This window comes from Thermostichus vulcanus str. 'Rupite' (assembly GCF_022848905.1).
Taxonomy (GTDB): Bacteria; Cyanobacteriota; Cyanobacteriia; order Thermostichales; family Thermostichaceae; genus Thermostichus; species Thermostichus vulcanus_A.
In genome coordinates, this window is sequence record NZ_JAFIRA010000057.1 from 1,409 (window position 1) to 16,495 (window position 15,087).

Sequence of the window (15,087 nt, forward strand, 5' to 3'; positions counted from 1 at the left end):
TCAGAGCACGGTTAACCCCGAGGAGTGACAACGGCATGAAAGCCATGATCCTGGCAGCAGGCAAAGGTACACGGGTACGGCCCATCACCTACATGATGCCCAAGCCGATGATCCCGATTTTGCACAAACCCGTGATGGAGTTTTTGGTGGAATTGCTGCGGGAACACGGGTTTAACCAGATCATGATCAACACCAGCCACCTGGCTCACCAGATTGAAGACTACTTCCGAGATGGGCAGCAGTGGGGCGTACAGATCGGTTTTTCTTTTGAGGGCCACTTCGAGAATGGTCAACCGGTGGCCCAGGCCCTGGGATCCGCAGGCGGAATGCGCAAAATCCAAGACTTTTCCGGCTTTTTTGATAGAACCTTCGTGGTGCTTTGCGGAGATGCTTTAATCGATCTTAACATCACGGAGGTGGTTAATTTCCACAAAAGCCGCGGGGCGCTGGCGACGGTGGTGTTGCGGCAGGTGGATCCCAGTGAAGTTTCCAGTTATGGGGTGGTGGTTACCGATGAGACAGGTCGCATCACGACGTTTCAGGAAAAACCCAGCCAGGAAGAAGCCCTCAGTCACACCATTAATACCGGCATTTATGTGTTTGAGCCGGAGGTGTTTGACTACATTCCCCGCGATTGTCCCTACGACATTGGCGGCGATCTCTTTCCAGCCTTGGTGAAAGCGGGTGCTCCCTTTTATGGGGTCACTGCCGATTTTCAGTGGGTGGATATTGGGCGCACTCCCGACTACTGGCTGGCGGTGCAGAAGGTATTGCGCGGCGAGATCAAAGGGGTACAGGTGCCGGGGTTACAGATTCAGCCAGGGGTATGGACAGGGATCAACATCCGTGCCAACTGGGATCGCATTCACATTGAGCCGCCGGTGTATATCGGGGCCAGCAGCCATCTGGCGGACGGGGTGAAACTGATTGGCCCCACCGCAATTGGTTACGGATGTGTGTTGAATGAAGGATGTACCCTGGATGGCAGCCTGATTTTTAACTACACCCAGATTGCGGCAGGGATCACCTTACGACACCAGATGGTCATGGGTCGGTACTGCATCTCGTCGGATGGCAATGCGATTGATACCGAAGAGTCCAATCTCACCTGGCTGATTGGGGATGCCCGCTCCAGCGCCAATGGCAGCAAAGTCTCTGTTTAAGTCTCTGCTTAAATGGCAGTCTGCTAAGTTGCTATCGGGCTGGAGGTTGGGGTTGTTCTACAGGCTGCTGCTACTGAATTTCAGGCGTGGATTCTCGATGGATCGATCCCTGAATCTATCCCTGCTCTGCCCTTTCTGAGAGACCCATGAGTGCTCTTTACCTGTACGGAATTGTCGCTGCCCCCGGCCCGCGCCACTTGAATGCAGTGGGTTTGGATAAGCAGCCGGTGCATATTCACCTGCTGGGATCCCTGGCTTTTCTCTACTCGGCGGCGCAACAGGAGCGATATTTGGCCAGCCGCGCCAATTTGCTTGCCCATGAAGCGGTGCTGGAAAAAGTGATGAGCGAGGGACACTCGGCCTTGCTGCCGTTGCAATTTGGCTTGGTGGTGGGCAGTTGGGAACAAGTCGAGCGGGACTTGGTGGAGCCCCGCTTAGCTGATCTGCTGGCTTTGCTCCAGCATCTGGAGGGCAAACGGGAGGTGGGGGTGAAGGTTTTCTGGGATCCCGAACAGGAACTGCAACTGGGTCTGGCGGAAAACCCGGCTTTGAAAGCAAAACGGGATGAAATGGCTGGAGCCCCCTTGGGGTTGGATGCAGTGGTCCAAATCGGGCGAGCCCTGGAGCAACTGCTCGAGCAGCGCCGTGAGCACATTGCCCAATCCTTCACCACAGCCCTGAGCCCCCTAGCTAGCGATCGGGTGGAGGGAGAATTGCTCACCGAAAATATGGCCTACAACGGCTCTTTCTTAATCAACTGGGAAGACGAACCCAGCTTTGCCCAAAAGGTAGAGGAGTTGGATCAGGCTTTCCAGGGTCGGCTGCGCATTCGCTACAACAACTTCACCGCTCCCTACAATTTCGTGAAGCTCTAGTTGCTACGGCTCTCGTCTCCAGTCAACCCATAACGGGCCAAAAAGCGGGACAAGTTCACCACCTGGCAACGGTAGGATCCCTGCATCACCAGTCGCTCCTGTTGCCGGATCTCCACCTGCAATTCAATCCGCCTCCCCTCCACCCCCATCACCTCGACCTGCACCCGCAAGGGATCCCCCGGTAGAGCGGCGGCCTGGTGTTCCAGCTGAAAGGAAATGCCTACTGCCGTCTCGTCAGCCTCATAGAAGGGTTGCAGCGTCGTGTGGCTGCACCGCTCGATCAAGGTCAACAAAGCCGGGGATCCGATCACCTTCACCCCCAGGTTGCCCAAAGTCTCTGCCGTCTGTTCGGGGCCAGGGATCCCTTGCCAAGTGCCACAGGTGCCAAGAGGAACGGGTTTCATCGGCGGGGTTGCAAACGCACCTGTTGCCAAACACGCCAGCCCTGCCAGAGCAAAAGCAACAGCAGCAGGACGCCGCCGATTCCCCCAAGCACCAAAGCCCGTTCCAAGCGGGTGGCATAAAAGCCCGTCACTGTCCAATCCCGGCTGAGGCTAGCCCCCAAAATGGCCATCACTGTCAGGCACAACCCTTGTGCACCCCCAAAGCCCAGCGCAGCCCCCCCTGGGGATCCTGAACGCCAAAACACCGGCTCCATTCCCGTCAGCGGGACGGAGTCCATGACCGCCAACACCAAAGCCGTCATCAAAGCCGCCAACAAAAAGGCTGCCTGCGGTTGAGCGTGAATGAAGTATCCTACCCCCAGCGGCAAGATCAAGGCGGCCACCGTCAACCCAATCCCGACTCGGCGAGGGTTGTCTTGCCCGTACAGCCCCTGGATCAGCGCCGCCAGCAGCATACCCGCGATGCCCAGGTACAGGGCTGCCGACACATAGGGCTGGGTAAGGTCAATCCCAGCAGTCTGGAGATTAAACTGGTGCAACAGGTTTTGCAACAAGGGTCGGGCTGCCAAAAACAGGGCCGCCATCGCCCCCCAACGGCTGGGGAAAGCCAAACACCCCAACCCCAGCAGTGCCGCCCCGTAGGATCCCCCCAATCGTAGCGCCAGCAACGCTCCGCCTCCCACCAGCAGCAAACCCAAACAAGCCCGCCAGAGCAGCAGGCCCCGTTGGACAGATGGATTGGCAGATTGACCCGCCGAGGCGGCTTCACCAGGGTTAGACAAAGCCGACAAAGAGTCTTGAGCCTGCAACCCCAACAAGCCCCAGGAGAGCAGCCCTCCCACCCCGTACAATAAAGCCCAAAAGGGATCCTGATACAAACCATTGCGAACCAAGACCAGCGCCAAGGTGGTGGCCACCAGCCACCCCACCCCATGGCCCAACACCCAGAGTAGCCCAGACGAGGTAGATTCCCCCTCCGGAGTGGTCAGCAGGGGCACCGTGCCCGCCACCAAACTCAAAGCCGCCAACCCAACGGGCAACAGCACCTGCCAAGGGATATCCTGGTCGGCTCCCATCTCCATCAACCGGGATCCCCAGGCAAAGGCCGCGATGCCCATCCACCCTTGAGCCAGCGCCAGCAGCAACGGCATCCCTTCTGTCTCTGCCCCAGCAGTGGGTTCCCCCAGTCGCCCCACCAGCGGGATCCCCACCAGGCCCAATCCCAGCCCTGCCGCCGTCAACCCAGCCACCCCCATCTCAAACCCCTGCACACTTGCCCCAGTAGCCAAACTGAGCAGCAGCACCCCCAGCCCCTGTCCCGCTCGCCCACAGCCCCTCAACGCCAGCAGTCCCACCCCCACCAGCCCCCCCAGCAACAGGGCGACAGGCACAGTTGCCGGCAATTGACCCAGCCAAAACCCCAGCGCCACCACGGCCACCAAGCCCAAGCCCAAGCCCAGATCCCAGGGTGGGATCCCCGCCCAGCGACGGTAGCGGATCCCTTCCAACAGCAGCACTACCAGGCCAATCGCAGCGGCAATCACCAAAATTCCGGTTACCATTTGCCCCATCCTTTTAACCCTTCCCCAACTATCGCCTATCGGGATCCGGTCAGCATCGGCGAAAGGTTTGCCCCTCACCCCAGACCCAGTCGGGGGAGAGCAAAGATAAGCTGTAGAAGTGCGGCTACCAGACGTTCATGTCTCCAGAACATTACAAATTTGATCTCTTTTTGCGCTACCACCGGGCTCAAGCTCGTTGGGCACGGCAATTGGCGGAGCGGCTGGATCGGGAGGGCTTCAAGGTCTGGTTTGACCAGTGGATGTTGCAGCCGGGGGATGACCGCAGGCTGGAGCTGCAATTGGCGATCGAACAATGCCGCTGGATCGCGCTGGTGGTCTCGCCCGAATTTGTCGGGGATCCCTGGCCGAAAGATGAGCTATACAGTGGGTTTCCCCATGCCCCGGCCCGGCAAAATCAGCGGTTGCTGGCTCTACTGCACACGCCGGTGGATTTGCCCCGACCGATCGAACAATCGGAGCTGTTTGACTTCACCGGCTCAGAAGAGGATGCGGTGCTGTTTGAGTATCGCGCTCTGCAGTTGATGCATTTTTTGGATCCCAGTTTTACCCCGCCAGGGGATCTGCAACGGTTCCGACTGCACTATCGCCGCTCCCAACCTGTGGAAGATGAAGAAGTGCGAGGCTTCCAGGCCTTTCTGCGGGCCATTCAAACGGCGATTGTGCGGATTGCCAGCGGTGAAACCCCTTCTGCCACTCCCGAAGAAGGGGCCCGCCAGATCGCCATTCTGCAATTTATTCAGCGGCTGTTTCAGTGGAATAGCGCCGATATCCAATTTGAGCGGGGGGAAGACTGGCGCAAACGGGGCAATTGGCTGGAGGCATTGGCCGCCTACGACCGCGCCCTGAATATGGATCCCAACTTTGCTCTCGCCTGGAGCCGGCGCGGGGATGTGCTGGTGCGGTTGGCCCGCTACCGGGAGGCGGTGGATAGCTACAACGGATCCCTGACCATCAACCCTTACGACGAGGTAACCCGCCTCAGTCTGGCCTTGATTTTGGGGCGTTTGGGGCAATACAAGTCAGCGGTGGTCAACTACGACAAGGTGCTGGAGAGCAACCCGGAAGATGCGTTGGCCTGGCACAACCGGGGCATTCGTCTGTTGCAACTGAAGCGACCAAAGCTGGCCCTCAACAGCCTCAACAAAGCGCTACGCTACAACCCGAAACAGCCTCGCACCTGGTTAGCCCGTGGGATCGTGCTACGCCGGTTGCGGCGACCCAGTTCGGCAGCGGCCAGTTTTGCCCGCGTTTTGAAGATCAACCCCAAAAGTGCGCGGGTTTGGCGTTTTCAAGGGAATGCTCTGCTGCGGTGCAACCGACTGCGCTCGGCGATTGAGTGTTATAAGCGCTCTTTGCGACTGCGGCGACGGGATCCCGTGACTTTGCATAACCTGGGGGTAGCCCTGTTACGGCTGGGGCAGTATCGACTGGCCAGTGATGCTCTGGAACGGGCCCTGCGCTACGACGCTGACAACCTGAAAAGTTGGTATGCCCGCGGCGTCGCCTTTCAGAAATTGGGCTACCTGAAAGAGGCCTGCATCCACTTCGAGGAAGCCCTGAAGATCGATCCGGAACATTTTCCAGCCCGCTATGCCCTCGCCCTGGCCCGACAGGAGTTGGGACAACATGAAACCAGCCTGGCTCATTTCGAGCGCCTGCTGCAGCAACGATCCCGCAGCTTTGCCTGTGGGTTTGGCCAAGTCACCAGTCTGCGTCGCCTGGGTCGGTTGGAGCAAGCCCGCAGCGCCTGCCAACGGATGATCCGCCTCAACGACCGGGATCCCTTGGGCTGGTTTGCCCTCGGACTGACCTACAGCGACCTGGGGGAGGCGGACAAAGCGGTTCAAGCCTACTCGCGGGTTTTGCAGCTGACCCCCGACGATGCCGTGGCCTTGAACAACCGCGCCTGGGAATCTCTGAAATTGGAGAAACTGGAGCCTGCCCTGGCAGATGCCCAACAGGCCACCCAGCTGGAACCGAATCGCCCTGGCTTTTGGCATACTCTGGGGCTGGTTCAACTGCGCCTCGGGCAGATCGAAGCAGCTCAAACCAGTTTGCAGCGGTGCCTAGAGCTGGATCCCCACTTTCAACCGGCCCAAGCAGCCTTGCAGGATTTGCATCACAACCTGGATCACAAGGACTCTCTCCCGCCGGAGCCAACGGCTTTGCCAGAGTTGGAGACTCTCACCCCCCAACCGGAACCGCAGCCGGTGGACAGGGGTTCTTAACCGGATCCCCTCTTGATGTTCGCTTCTGAGAGCCCCAAAAATCAAAACATGCCAGACTGGATCCCGCCCCTTCCTTACCACCGCGATGGATCCCCGTCTGATTCCCGTTAAACTGCCCAGCAGCCAGTACGACATTTGCATCCATTCTGCTGAAGGGCCTAGCGGCCACAGCCTGATCCAACTGGGATCCCAGATGCGGGCGCGGGGGCTGTCCGGCAAGGCGCTGGTGGTGAGCCATCCAGTGATCGCCAAGCACTTCGCTGCCGGGCTGATGCAGGGGTTGCAAACTGCAGGGTTTACCGCCCAGCTGTGTTTGTTGCCCGCCGGTGAGCGCTTCAAAACCCCCCGCTCCATTGCCAAGATTCACGATGCAGCTCTGGCCTTTGGGTTGGAACGCTCCTCCACCCTGATCGCCCTCGGGGGGGGAGTGATTGGCGACATGGCCGGGTTTGCGGCGGCAACCTGGCTGCGCGGGATCCCGTTTGTGCAGGTGCCCACGTCGCTATTGGCGATGGTGGATGCTTCCATTGGTGGTAAAACTGGGGTTAATCACCCAAAAGGGAAAAATTTGATTGGTGCTTTTCACCAACCGCGTCTGGTGTGGATCGACCCGACGGTGCTGAAAACCCTGCCCGGTCGGGAGTTCTCCTCCGCCTTGGCCGAGGTGATCAAATATGGTGTGATCCAGGCCCCCGATGTGTTTGAGTTTTTGGAAGATCGGCCCAAGCTGAGCCGCTATGCCGACTTTACCCCGGCGGATTTACAGCATCTGTTGGTGCGTTCTGCCGAGTGTAAAGCCTGGGTCGTGCAGCAGGACGAGAAGGAAGGGGGCCTGCGGGCGATTCTGAACTACGGCCATACCCTCGGCCACGCTCTGGAAAGCGTCACCCATTATCGCCGCTATTTACATGGAGAAGCAGTTGCCATTGGCATGGTGGCAGCTGGGGAGATCGCCCAACGCATCGGTTGGTGGAGTGTCGCCGAGGCAGAACGGCAACGCCGCTTGATTGAAAAGGCCGGTTTGCCCAGCCAGTGGCCGACCGGGATCCCTTGGGAAGCCGTGTTGCAGGCAATGCAGGCGGATAAAAAAGTCAAGCAAGGGCGGATTCGTTTCATTTTGCCCCACCAAATCGGCCAGGCGGAACTGACGGATCAGGTCAACCTGGAGCAGGTACGAGCTGCCGTCGAGGCGATCACTGCAGCATAATCGGTAACATTGAGCTATTCCCGCAAGCAGCCCCGCGCTCTACCCGTTAGGTGTTCGCGTCGCGTGCCGTAGGCATAGCATCGGGAAGAATTGCGGGTCTGTCGTTCGCGCCAGCGGCTCCTTGGAGCATGGGGTTCAATACTCCCGGGATAGACAAACTTCTAATGTACTGCCTCAAAACATCGCTCTGGGTTCGCTCCGTAAGACGACAATACTCATCTAAATGCTGTTTCTCTATATCCGAAATCCGAACGGAAAGACTTTTCATGTATTGCAGTGTTATCCATATTTGCAGTACGATGAGAGCATACGAACCGCTTACCAATACCGACTACGATTGACTCCGCAGCAGCAAGCCACGATTGACGAGTGGATTGAACTGTGTCGTCGTCAATATAACTATCGGTTGGCAGAACGCTTCCATTGGTATGAGCAAAATCGCTGTGACATCAACGCTTGTCCGCTAGTCTGCCACTTACCAGAATTGAAAGATCGCCCTGATTTCTATTCACAGAAACGGGATTTGCGCCATTCAAAGACCTTGTTCCCTGAATACAAGGATTTGCCCTCTCACACCTTGCAAGATGTGATTGCGAGAGTAGAAAAGGCTTTTGAGCGTTGGTTAAGCGGTGACAGGAACGGCAAGCGCAGCGGCAAGCCACGATTCAAAGGTCAGGGGCGCTATCGCTCAATTACGTTTCCTGACCCAGTCAAACCAGAGCACATCAACGGACGGTTCATCCAGCTTCCGAAGATTGGCAAATTGAAAATGATTCTGCACCGTCCCATCCCTGACGGGTTCAAGATTAAGACGGCGACAATCCTCAGGAAGGTAGACGGCTATTACATCACGCTGTCATTGCAAGATGACGCTGTGCCCGTGCTCACTGCCGATGCCCCCAATCTCAAGAACACGATTGGGATTGATATGGGTTTGAAAGCGTTTTGGGTGGATGATTCGGGAAAAGAAGAGCCAATTCCTCAATATTACCGACAAGCAGAGAAGAAGTTGAAGCGGTTGCAGCGTTCTCTCTCCCGCAAAAAGAAAGGTTCTAATCGTCGCAAAAAAGCGATTAAACGGCTTGCTAAAGCTCACCTAAAAGTCTCGAATCAACGTAAAGATTTTCACTACAAAACTGCCAAGAAGCTCTTATCTCAGGGGAAGCATATTGCCCATGAAAAGTTGAATGTTAAAGGCATTGCCAGAACACGCATGGCAAAGTCTACTCATGATGCTGGGTGGGGTCAATTCCTGCGAATTCTCTCAGTCAAAGCTGCAAATGCTGGGTTGATGACGATGGCTGTGAATCCCAACGGTACAACTCAGAATTGCTCTGGTTGTGGTCAGAAGGTTGCAAAAGAAATCCATGATAGGTGGCATTCCTGCCCTCATTGTGGGCTGGAACTAGACCGTGACCACAATGCGGCAATCAATATCAAGTATTTGGCGGTGGGGCATCCCGTCAATGACCCTCCGGGTCGTCCGGAGGACGATGACCCTCCGGGTCGTCCAGAGGACGATGACCCTCCGGGTCGTCCGGAGGACGATAAAGCTCAGGAAACGCCCGTTGCAGTAGCAGGGGTCACTGAGAAGCCCGCGCTCTATCCGTAGGATGTTCGCGTAGCGTACCGTAGGTATAGCGTCGGGAGTATGTCACCTGGGTATCACTGAATGATCCTGTCAAGCTAGGATTCAATAGCTGAGCAGGACAGAGTTCTGGGAGTCACTATCCGTGAACGATCATTCCCGTCCCCCCTCCTCCGGTCAGGGATCCTGGCAAGACTACCTGCGGCGGGTTTACCAAGGAGCCGCCCAGATGGGATCCCAGGTGGCAGTGCTGGTGGTCTCGGCTTTGCGCGGCCCGAAGGGTCACTGGGGGGTTTTGGCGCTTTCGGGGTTGGCCTTGGTGGGGTTGGCTTTTTGGCATTGGCGGCTGAGTCTTTCTCTGCTAGTGGGCTCGTTGGTGATGTTGGGCCTTTATGCGTTGCGCAGTCGGGATCTGATCCAGCGCTGGCAAGACCTTCGGGCTTGGTTTCGTCGCGGAGATCGCTCCCTGTTGGTAGCCATTGGTTCTGGGGCTGCTGCTACCCTCGGCACCTATACCCTCGTTTCGATTTGGGCAGAATCCAATCAACGTTGGCTGGCCACGGGCGCTATTTTGCAAGGACTGGCCACTTTGGGGTTGCTGTCGGTGCTGTTTTGGGAGTGGCTGAATCGCCGCCAGGAGCAGCAACGGTCTCAATTCGAGCGGGATCTGAGCGATATTGCCTCTCCCGATTCATTTAAGCGACTGGTGGGCATTCGTCGGTTGCAGAGTTTGATGCCCCAGTTGGATGCTGAGCAAACCCGTTTGGCGGTGGACTATCTACGTTTGGCCCTCGATCAAGAAACGGTAGCCATTGTGCGGGAAGCCCTGTTGGAAGCCCTACAAGGATGGGGGATCCTGCGCCGCCTCAACGATCTGAGTGAATTGAGTCGCTCTGAAGCCTCTGGGGATCCCTCCTTGCATCGCAACCCTTGAGGGAGCCGATTTGGCCAGCCTGTTAGAGTCACTACCCCAGCGATGTTACCTGCCGCTCCACCTCCCAACCTGGCCCTGACCCTCGGGGATCCCCTTGGCATTGGCCCGGAAATTATCCTCAAGGCGCTGGCGGAGCCTGAGGTGCAAGCCTGTGGGCAAGTGACCGTGGTGGGCAATCGACAGGTGTTGGAAGCCACCTACCAAGCTCTGAAACAGAGAACCTCCACCCCTCTGGCCGATCCGGCTCATCTTGCCATCTGGGAATGTGACACGGATTTTCGGCTTCGGCCCTCTGATCTGGGCCGGGGCAATCCTGACAGTGGCGCTGCCAGTTTTGTCTATCTCAAAACCGCGATTGAACAAACTCTGCTGGGACGTTTTCAAGCGATCGTCACCGCTCCGATTGCCAAATACCTCTGGCATCAAGCGGGCTACCCTTTCCCTGGTCAAACGGAAGTTTTGGCGCAACTCAGCCACTCTGAGCACTACGGCATGTTGTTTGTGGCCCGTTCCCCCTTCAGCCACTGGCAACTGCGGGTTCTATTGGCAACCACCCACATTCCTCTGCGCAAAGTTCCAGAGATGCTCACCCCAGACCTGCTGCAGGCCAAGTTGGACTTGCTGGCGGGATCCCTGCACCAGACCTTTGGCATTGTGGATCCGGTGATAGCGGTTGCCGGACTGAATCCCCATGCGGGCGAACAGGGTCAACTGGGAGAGGAAGAGCAGCAATGGTTGACCCCCTTGCTCCAGGCTTACCCCAAAGCACGCACCTGGGGGCCGCTCCCACCGGATACGATGTGGCTGGCTCCCGCTCAGGCTTGGTATGGGCCGGGATCCACTGCTGTTGCTGATGCTTATGTGGCCCTCTACCATGACCAAGGGTTGATCCCCATCAAGATGCTGGCTTTTGACCGGGCGGTTAACATGACGATTGGCCTGCCTTTTATTCGGACCTCCCCCGACCATGGCACCGCTTTTGATATTGCTGGGAAAGGGGTTGCCCGTGCCGATAGCCTGAAACAAGCAATTGAATTGGCGGCAGAACTATCGGGTTTCCAATTGATGGGATCCTCTGATGAATAGGGACAAGAATATCTACTTGCGGTCATTAGCAACAGTGCCCCCAATTAAATTAGCTACAGCTTGTTCTCTGGCCTTGCCAAGCGCACTGGTATCGGTGGCAAAAAAAGAATCGTCTATGTCTGGCTCTTCTCCCTCTGTAGCCGGTAAGGATCCCACAGGGGGTGCTGGTAGTACAGTCGTCCCCGGCAAGGTGGGAAGTGCTTCTAGCAAAGGAAATCCAGGTAGAGGAGGAACCAAAGGCGGGATGGGACGGGCCACAGGGATCCCGTTTTGGAATTCATCAGTGAGTTCATACCCTGGCAAGGGCAGAAACAAAGGCTCATCCGGCGGAACCGCCAAGCGGGTAGTGATTAGCCCCACATTCAGCTCCACCCCCTGCCGAGCTGCCTGCACATTCAGTTCCCGAATCGAATCGGTGTAGATATACACTACCGTCACCCCTGCTGCCGCCAGCGCTACCAACCCTACTCCTGGCAAAAGGAGCAGCAACAGGGGTACAAACTTCGCTGAAATAGCAACCACTGCTCCAGAGGCCAGCAAAAGGTCAATTTCACTTGCAGGTAGAGCTGGAATGTCAACCCCTGCAACCACAACGGAGGTTGGAACCTCTGGAAGCGGCACCACCACCTCATTCAAATTGGGTTCTGGCGGAGCTGGAGGAGGAACCGGCGGGGCAGGCGCAGCTGGAGGAGGAACCGGCGGGGCAGGCGGAGGTACCGCGGGGGCACAATCGAACCCCCACTACCACCTGACGGGATCCCGCCTTGGGGTGGGCGGCGGTCGGGGTCACTATTGCTGCCCGACTCCGGTTCTCGGAGCGGCCCCCCTTGCGTAGTACTGATCCCCACATCAAAGGTGAGGCGCTCTTGGGAAATTGCAACTTGGGAATCTGAACTGGCAGGGAGGTGAACCAAACTCGGCCCCAAGCTCTCGGAAGCTTTACCACAACTAGCCAAAACCGCACCCAAAGCCGCGATCAAAAGCTTGGAGCGCATCTGTAGTTTGTCTTGCACTTGCCACCTCTTCATAGAAAGCAAACAATATGAACTTTGAGCCCAATTTAAGGACAGGTTGCCAGGTTCAGGTAAAGGCTGGGTTAATTCCAGCAAAATATTTCATTAAACTTTGAGGCTCTCCGTTGTTACACGGAAGCGGTTGGCTTTGATTAGGCGGGATTTTAATTTAGGCTTTCAAAAAGGGATTTAATTTCAATGCCACTGGGCTCTGTTGGCTGCTATGGGGTCAATTCCTGACCGCGAAGACAGCTCGGATCAGGTTAAACCCGGAAAGCATGGGATCCCGTTTCCAGCTCTCCCAATCCATTCAGGCACTCAGGTGGTCAAGCCAGGGCCGAATCCTAACCCCCGACGGATCCAGCCAATGGGTGGGTGATGTGTGCTACGAAGAGGTGAAGGAGGTGGCCGCTGCCATTACGCCTGTGCCGGGAGGTGTAGGGCCAATGACGGTGACAATGCTGCTCCACAACACCCTCGAAAGTTACCGCCTGCGGAATCGCCGAGGAAACGGTTGCATCCTGTGAGCAAACCCTTCCCATTCCCAGGGGATCGGCTGGTAAAAGGGATCCCCATGGGATCCCCATGGGGAGATGAGACTAAACAGACTTTGTGCGCAAGGGAACCGAAATAACCGAACGGCAGGATCTGTGCCTCGCAAGTTTTCCGTGAGAAACTCCCCAAAAGACTGAGATGAGGGCAAAAAGTTGTAGTCATGCCTACCAAGCTGAAGCGGCAGTGGGGGCTATTCTGTCTACGATGAATGTGTTGATGAATGTGTTGCCCCATCCCGTTGGGAATGGGATCCCGTTGTCCTCTGCCTTAGGAAGGGTTAGCTATGTCCGCTCCTGTCATTACCCTCAGCCATGTCAGCAAAGTCTACTCCAATGGTACGGTGGCTTTGCAAGACATGAACATGACCATCCAAACAGGGCAGTTTGTCAGCTTGGTGGGGCCATCCGGTTGTGGCAAAAGTACGGTGCTGCGGTTGATCGCGGGTTTGGGGGGTATGACCACAGGTTCAATCGAATGGGGGCAATCCCTAACGGAGAACCACAAGCTGGCTTTTGTCTTTCAAGAACCGGCTCTCATGCCCTGGGCAACCGTCATGGACAATGTGCGGCTTCCCCTGAAGCTGGCGGGCGAACCCAAGCAAAAGGCTGACCAAGATGTGTTGGAAGCGTTGCAACTGGTGAGTTTACGGGGGTTTGAGCGCAGTTTTCCACGGGAATTATCGGGTGGGATGCGGATGCGGGTTTCCATTGCCCGAGCGCTGGTTACCAAGCCCCAAGTGCTGTTGATGGATGAGCCATTTGGGGCTTTGGATGAGATCACCCGCAGCAGGCTGAACAGTGATCTGCTGGAACTGTGGCAGGAAAAACGGTGGACAGTTATTTTTGTTACCCACAACATCTATGAGGCGGTTTACCTCTCCAATCGGGTGGTGGTGATGGCGGCCCGGCCTGGTCGAGTCGTAGCTGATATTCCGATTGATGCGCCTTATCCCCGCTCAGAAGAGTTTCGCACCTCCCCCCTCTACAACGACTATTGCCGCGAAGTGTCGGCCCGTTTGCACGAAGCCATGCACGGGACTTCTCAGGATCACCACCTGCGCACCCTCTCCGTCGGACGTTCCCGCTAACCGGCAGATCCCTGGTTCTCATCCCTTTTTCCCGTTGTCTTGAATTCCTTTCACCTCCAAACCCGACGATGATGTTTGACCGTTTCACCCAAATCTTGACTGGATTGCAGCGCTGGCTGGGATCCCTTGTTGGCCTAGCTGAACGCTTGCCTCTGCAGTGGCCGGATGGGGATCTGCCCAAACTTGTCGGTACGGTTGGGGAAAAGCTCAGACCCCAGCAGTCGGACAGCACCTCTGTCAGCACCTCTGCCGGTAGTGCTCCCGTGATGCCGCCCCCAGGGCTGAACCTGCGCAGGTGGCTCAACTTGGACGTGATTGCCCCAGTCATCGTTGGGATCCTCTTCTTGGTGGGTTGGGAGGTAGCCGTGCGGGTGACTGGAGTTCCCCACTACCTGTTGCCAGGGCCAATTTTGGTGGTGCAAACCCTAGTGCAAGAATGGGGAACGCTTTTCCCCTCCCTGTTAATCACGCTGCAAATTACGGTGGTGGCCTTCTTCTGTGCCACAGTTTCTGGGCTTTTGATCTCGATTTTGTTTACCCAAAGCAAGTGGATTGAGCGCAGCTTCTTTCCCTATGCGGTGATTTTGCAGACGATGCCGATTGTCTCGATTGCGCCGCTGATCATTATTTGGTTGCGGAATAATACCTTCGCGGCTATGGTGGTTTGCGCCTGGATTGTCGCCTTTTTCCCGATTATTTCCAATACCACCCTTGGCTTGAACAGTGCTGATCACAATTTGCTGAACCTGTTCCAACTTTACAAAGCCAATCGCTGGCAGACCTTGATTTATCTGCGTCTTCCCAGTGCGATGCCCTACTTTATGGGAGGGTTGCGCATCAGTGGAGGGTTGTCTTTGATTGGGGCTGTGGTGGCCGAGTTTGTCGCCGGTACGGGTGGGCAACGGGCTGGGATCGCGTACCAAATTTTGATTTCCAGCTTTAATTTACAAGTGCCACGGATGTTTGCGGCCTTGATCATGGTCACCAGTTTAGGGATCCTGATCTTTGTGTCGATGAGTGCTTTATCGGACAAGATATTGGGCAAGTGGCATGAGAGCGCTATGCGTCGGGAAAACTAAGAACGGTATCACAGAAATATCCCTCGCTCTCAGCCAAGTGAATTGGGTCTTCTGTGGGGTTGTCGATCAGTTCGAAAATTTGAGCAATACATTTCTCTACCATGATTCCGATGAGGTTCATGGTTAGTTCCTCAGTAGGAATTTTGTATTATAACCTTAGGCTCTCCTGACATTTTGGTGTCGATAGTATAATGAGATACTGAGTTCCATGACGAACATTGGTTCCTCTTGATAAGTTATTGGGTCTTGCTGGAGTCAAAATCCAAGAGTTTGTAGAGTTAGAAC

The 15,087-nt window shown here is 56.3% G+C and carries 13 protein-coding genes and 1 pseudogene; 10 read left to right on the forward strand and 4 right to left on the reverse strand.

Features of this window, described 5'->3' with window-relative positions:
• Positions 1–35: 35 nt before the first annotated feature.
• Positions 36–1,163, forward strand: coding sequence for a nucleotidyltransferase family protein (locus JX360_RS15565; RefSeq protein ID WP_244352790.1), 1,128 nt, complete (start codon positions 36–38; stop codon positions 1,161–1,163).
• Between the two features lie 146 nt (positions 1,164–1,309).
• Positions 1,310–2,038 (forward strand): GvpL/GvpF family gas vesicle protein, encoded by a 729-nt coding sequence (locus tag JX360_RS15570; RefSeq protein ID WP_244352763.1) that lies wholly within the window; start codon positions 1,310–1,312, stop codon positions 2,036–2,038.
• Here the strand turns inward: JX360_RS15570 and JX360_RS15575 are convergent.
• Positions 2,035–2,442, reverse strand: a complete 408-nt coding sequence (locus JX360_RS15575; RefSeq protein ID WP_244352764.1) for a thioesterase family protein — start codon at positions 2,440–2,442, stop codon at positions 2,035–2,037. The genes JX360_RS15570 and JX360_RS15575 overlap by 4 nt on opposite strands.
• Positions 2,439–4,004, reverse strand: a complete 1,566-nt coding sequence (locus tag JX360_RS15580; RefSeq protein ID WP_244352765.1) for a hypothetical protein — start codon at positions 4,002–4,004, stop codon at positions 2,439–2,441. Before JX360_RS15580 ends, JX360_RS15575 begins: the two co-directional genes overlap by 4 nt.
• Positions 4,005–4,141: 137 nt before the next feature.
• Here JX360_RS15580 and JX360_RS15585 point away from each other — a divergent pair, with 137 nt between their 5' ends.
• The 5 genes from JX360_RS15585 (at position 4,142) to pdxA (ending at position 11,068) form a co-directional block, all read left to right on the forward strand.
• Positions 4,142–6,253, forward strand: coding sequence for a toll/interleukin-1 receptor domain-containing protein (locus tag JX360_RS15585; RefSeq protein ID WP_244352766.1), 2,112 nt, complete (start codon positions 4,142–4,144; stop codon positions 6,251–6,253).
• 85 nt (positions 6,254–6,338) lie between these two features.
• The gene (aroB, locus tag JX360_RS15590; protein WP_244352768.1) at positions 6,339–7,460 is read left to right on the forward strand and encodes a 3-dehydroquinate synthase; all 1,122 of its coding nucleotides are present in this window, start codon (positions 6,339–6,341) and stop codon (positions 7,458–7,460) included.
• A 307-nt stretch (positions 7,461–7,767) separates the two neighbouring features.
• Positions 7,768–9,072, forward strand: coding sequence for an RNA-guided endonuclease InsQ/TnpB family protein (locus JX360_RS15595; protein ID WP_425244428.1), 1,305 nt, complete (start codon positions 7,768–7,770; stop codon positions 9,070–9,072).
• Between the two features lie 121 nt (positions 9,073–9,193).
• Positions 9,194–9,982 carry a hypothetical protein gene (locus JX360_RS15600; RefSeq protein WP_244352770.1) on the forward strand — a complete coding sequence of 263 codons (789 nt, stop codon included), beginning with the start codon at positions 9,194–9,196 and terminating at the stop codon, positions 9,980–9,982.
• A 42-nt stretch (positions 9,983–10,024) separates the two neighbouring features.
• Positions 10,025–11,068 (forward strand): 4-hydroxythreonine-4-phosphate dehydrogenase PdxA, encoded by a 1,044-nt coding sequence (pdxA, locus tag JX360_RS15605; RefSeq protein ID WP_244352771.1) that lies wholly within the window; start codon positions 10,025–10,027, stop codon positions 11,066–11,068.
• Positions 11,069–11,080: 12 nt separating this feature from the next.
• Here pdxA and JX360_RS15610 read toward each other — a convergent pair whose 3' ends face one another.
• On the reverse strand, positions 11,081–11,659 hold the full coding sequence (locus JX360_RS15610; protein ID WP_244352772.1) for a hypothetical protein: 579 nt from the start codon (positions 11,657–11,659) through the stop codon (positions 11,081–11,083).
• Positions 11,660–11,700: 41 nt separating this feature from the next.
• Positions 11,701–12,081, reverse strand: coding sequence for a hypothetical protein (locus JX360_RS15615; protein ID WP_244352776.1), 381 nt, complete (start codon positions 12,079–12,081; stop codon positions 11,701–11,703).
• Positions 12,082–12,428: 347 nt separating this feature from the next.
• Here JX360_RS15615 and JX360_RS15620 point away from each other — a divergent pair.
• From JX360_RS15620 to JX360_RS15630, 3 genes and pseudogenes are all read left to right on the forward strand, one after another.
• Positions 12,429–12,608 (forward strand): annotated as a pseudogene (locus JX360_RS15620) (hypothetical protein); the annotation flags it as partial.
• Positions 12,609–12,919: 311 nt separating this feature from the next.
• On the forward strand, positions 12,920–13,723 hold the full coding sequence (locus tag JX360_RS15625; protein ID WP_244352777.1) for an ABC transporter ATP-binding protein: 804 nt from the start codon (positions 12,920–12,922) through the stop codon (positions 13,721–13,723).
• A gap of 266 nt (positions 13,724–13,989) precedes the next feature.
• Positions 13,990–14,802 carry an ABC transporter permease gene (locus JX360_RS15630; RefSeq protein ID WP_425244429.1) on the forward strand — a complete coding sequence of 271 codons (813 nt, stop codon included), beginning with the start codon at positions 13,990–13,992 and terminating at the stop codon, positions 14,800–14,802.
• Positions 14,803–15,087: the final 285 nt, after the last annotated feature.

Coding starts and splice junctions, on each gene's coding strand:
- JX360_RS15580 (WP_244352765.1), bottom strand. CDS start 4,004: ATGGTAACCGGAATTTTGGTGATTGCCGCTGCGATTGGCCTGGTAGTG.
- JX360_RS15565 (WP_244352790.1), top strand. CDS start 36: ATGAAAGCCATGATCCTGGCAGCAGGCAAAGGTACACGGGTACGGCCC.
- JX360_RS15630 (WP_425244429.1), top strand. CDS start 13,990: ATGCCGCCCCCAGGGCTGAACCTGCGCAGGTGGCTCAACTTGGACGTG.
- aroB (WP_244352768.1), top strand. CDS start 6,339: ATGGATCCCCGTCTGATTCCCGTTAAACTGCCCAGCAGCCAGTACGAC.
- JX360_RS15625 (WP_244352777.1), top strand. CDS start 12,920: ATGTCCGCTCCTGTCATTACCCTCAGCCATGTCAGCAAAGTCTACTCC.
- JX360_RS15570 (WP_244352763.1), top strand. CDS start 1,310: ATGAGTGCTCTTTACCTGTACGGAATTGTCGCTGCCCCCGGCCCGCGC.
- JX360_RS15575 (WP_244352764.1), bottom strand. CDS start 2,442: ATGAAACCCGTTCCTCTTGGCACCTGTGGCACTTGGCAAGGGATCCCT.
- pdxA (WP_244352771.1), top strand. CDS start 10,025: ATGTTACCTGCCGCTCCACCTCCCAACCTGGCCCTGACCCTCGGGGAT.
- JX360_RS15585 (WP_244352766.1), top strand. CDS start 4,142: ATGTCTCCAGAACATTACAAATTTGATCTCTTTTTGCGCTACCACCGG.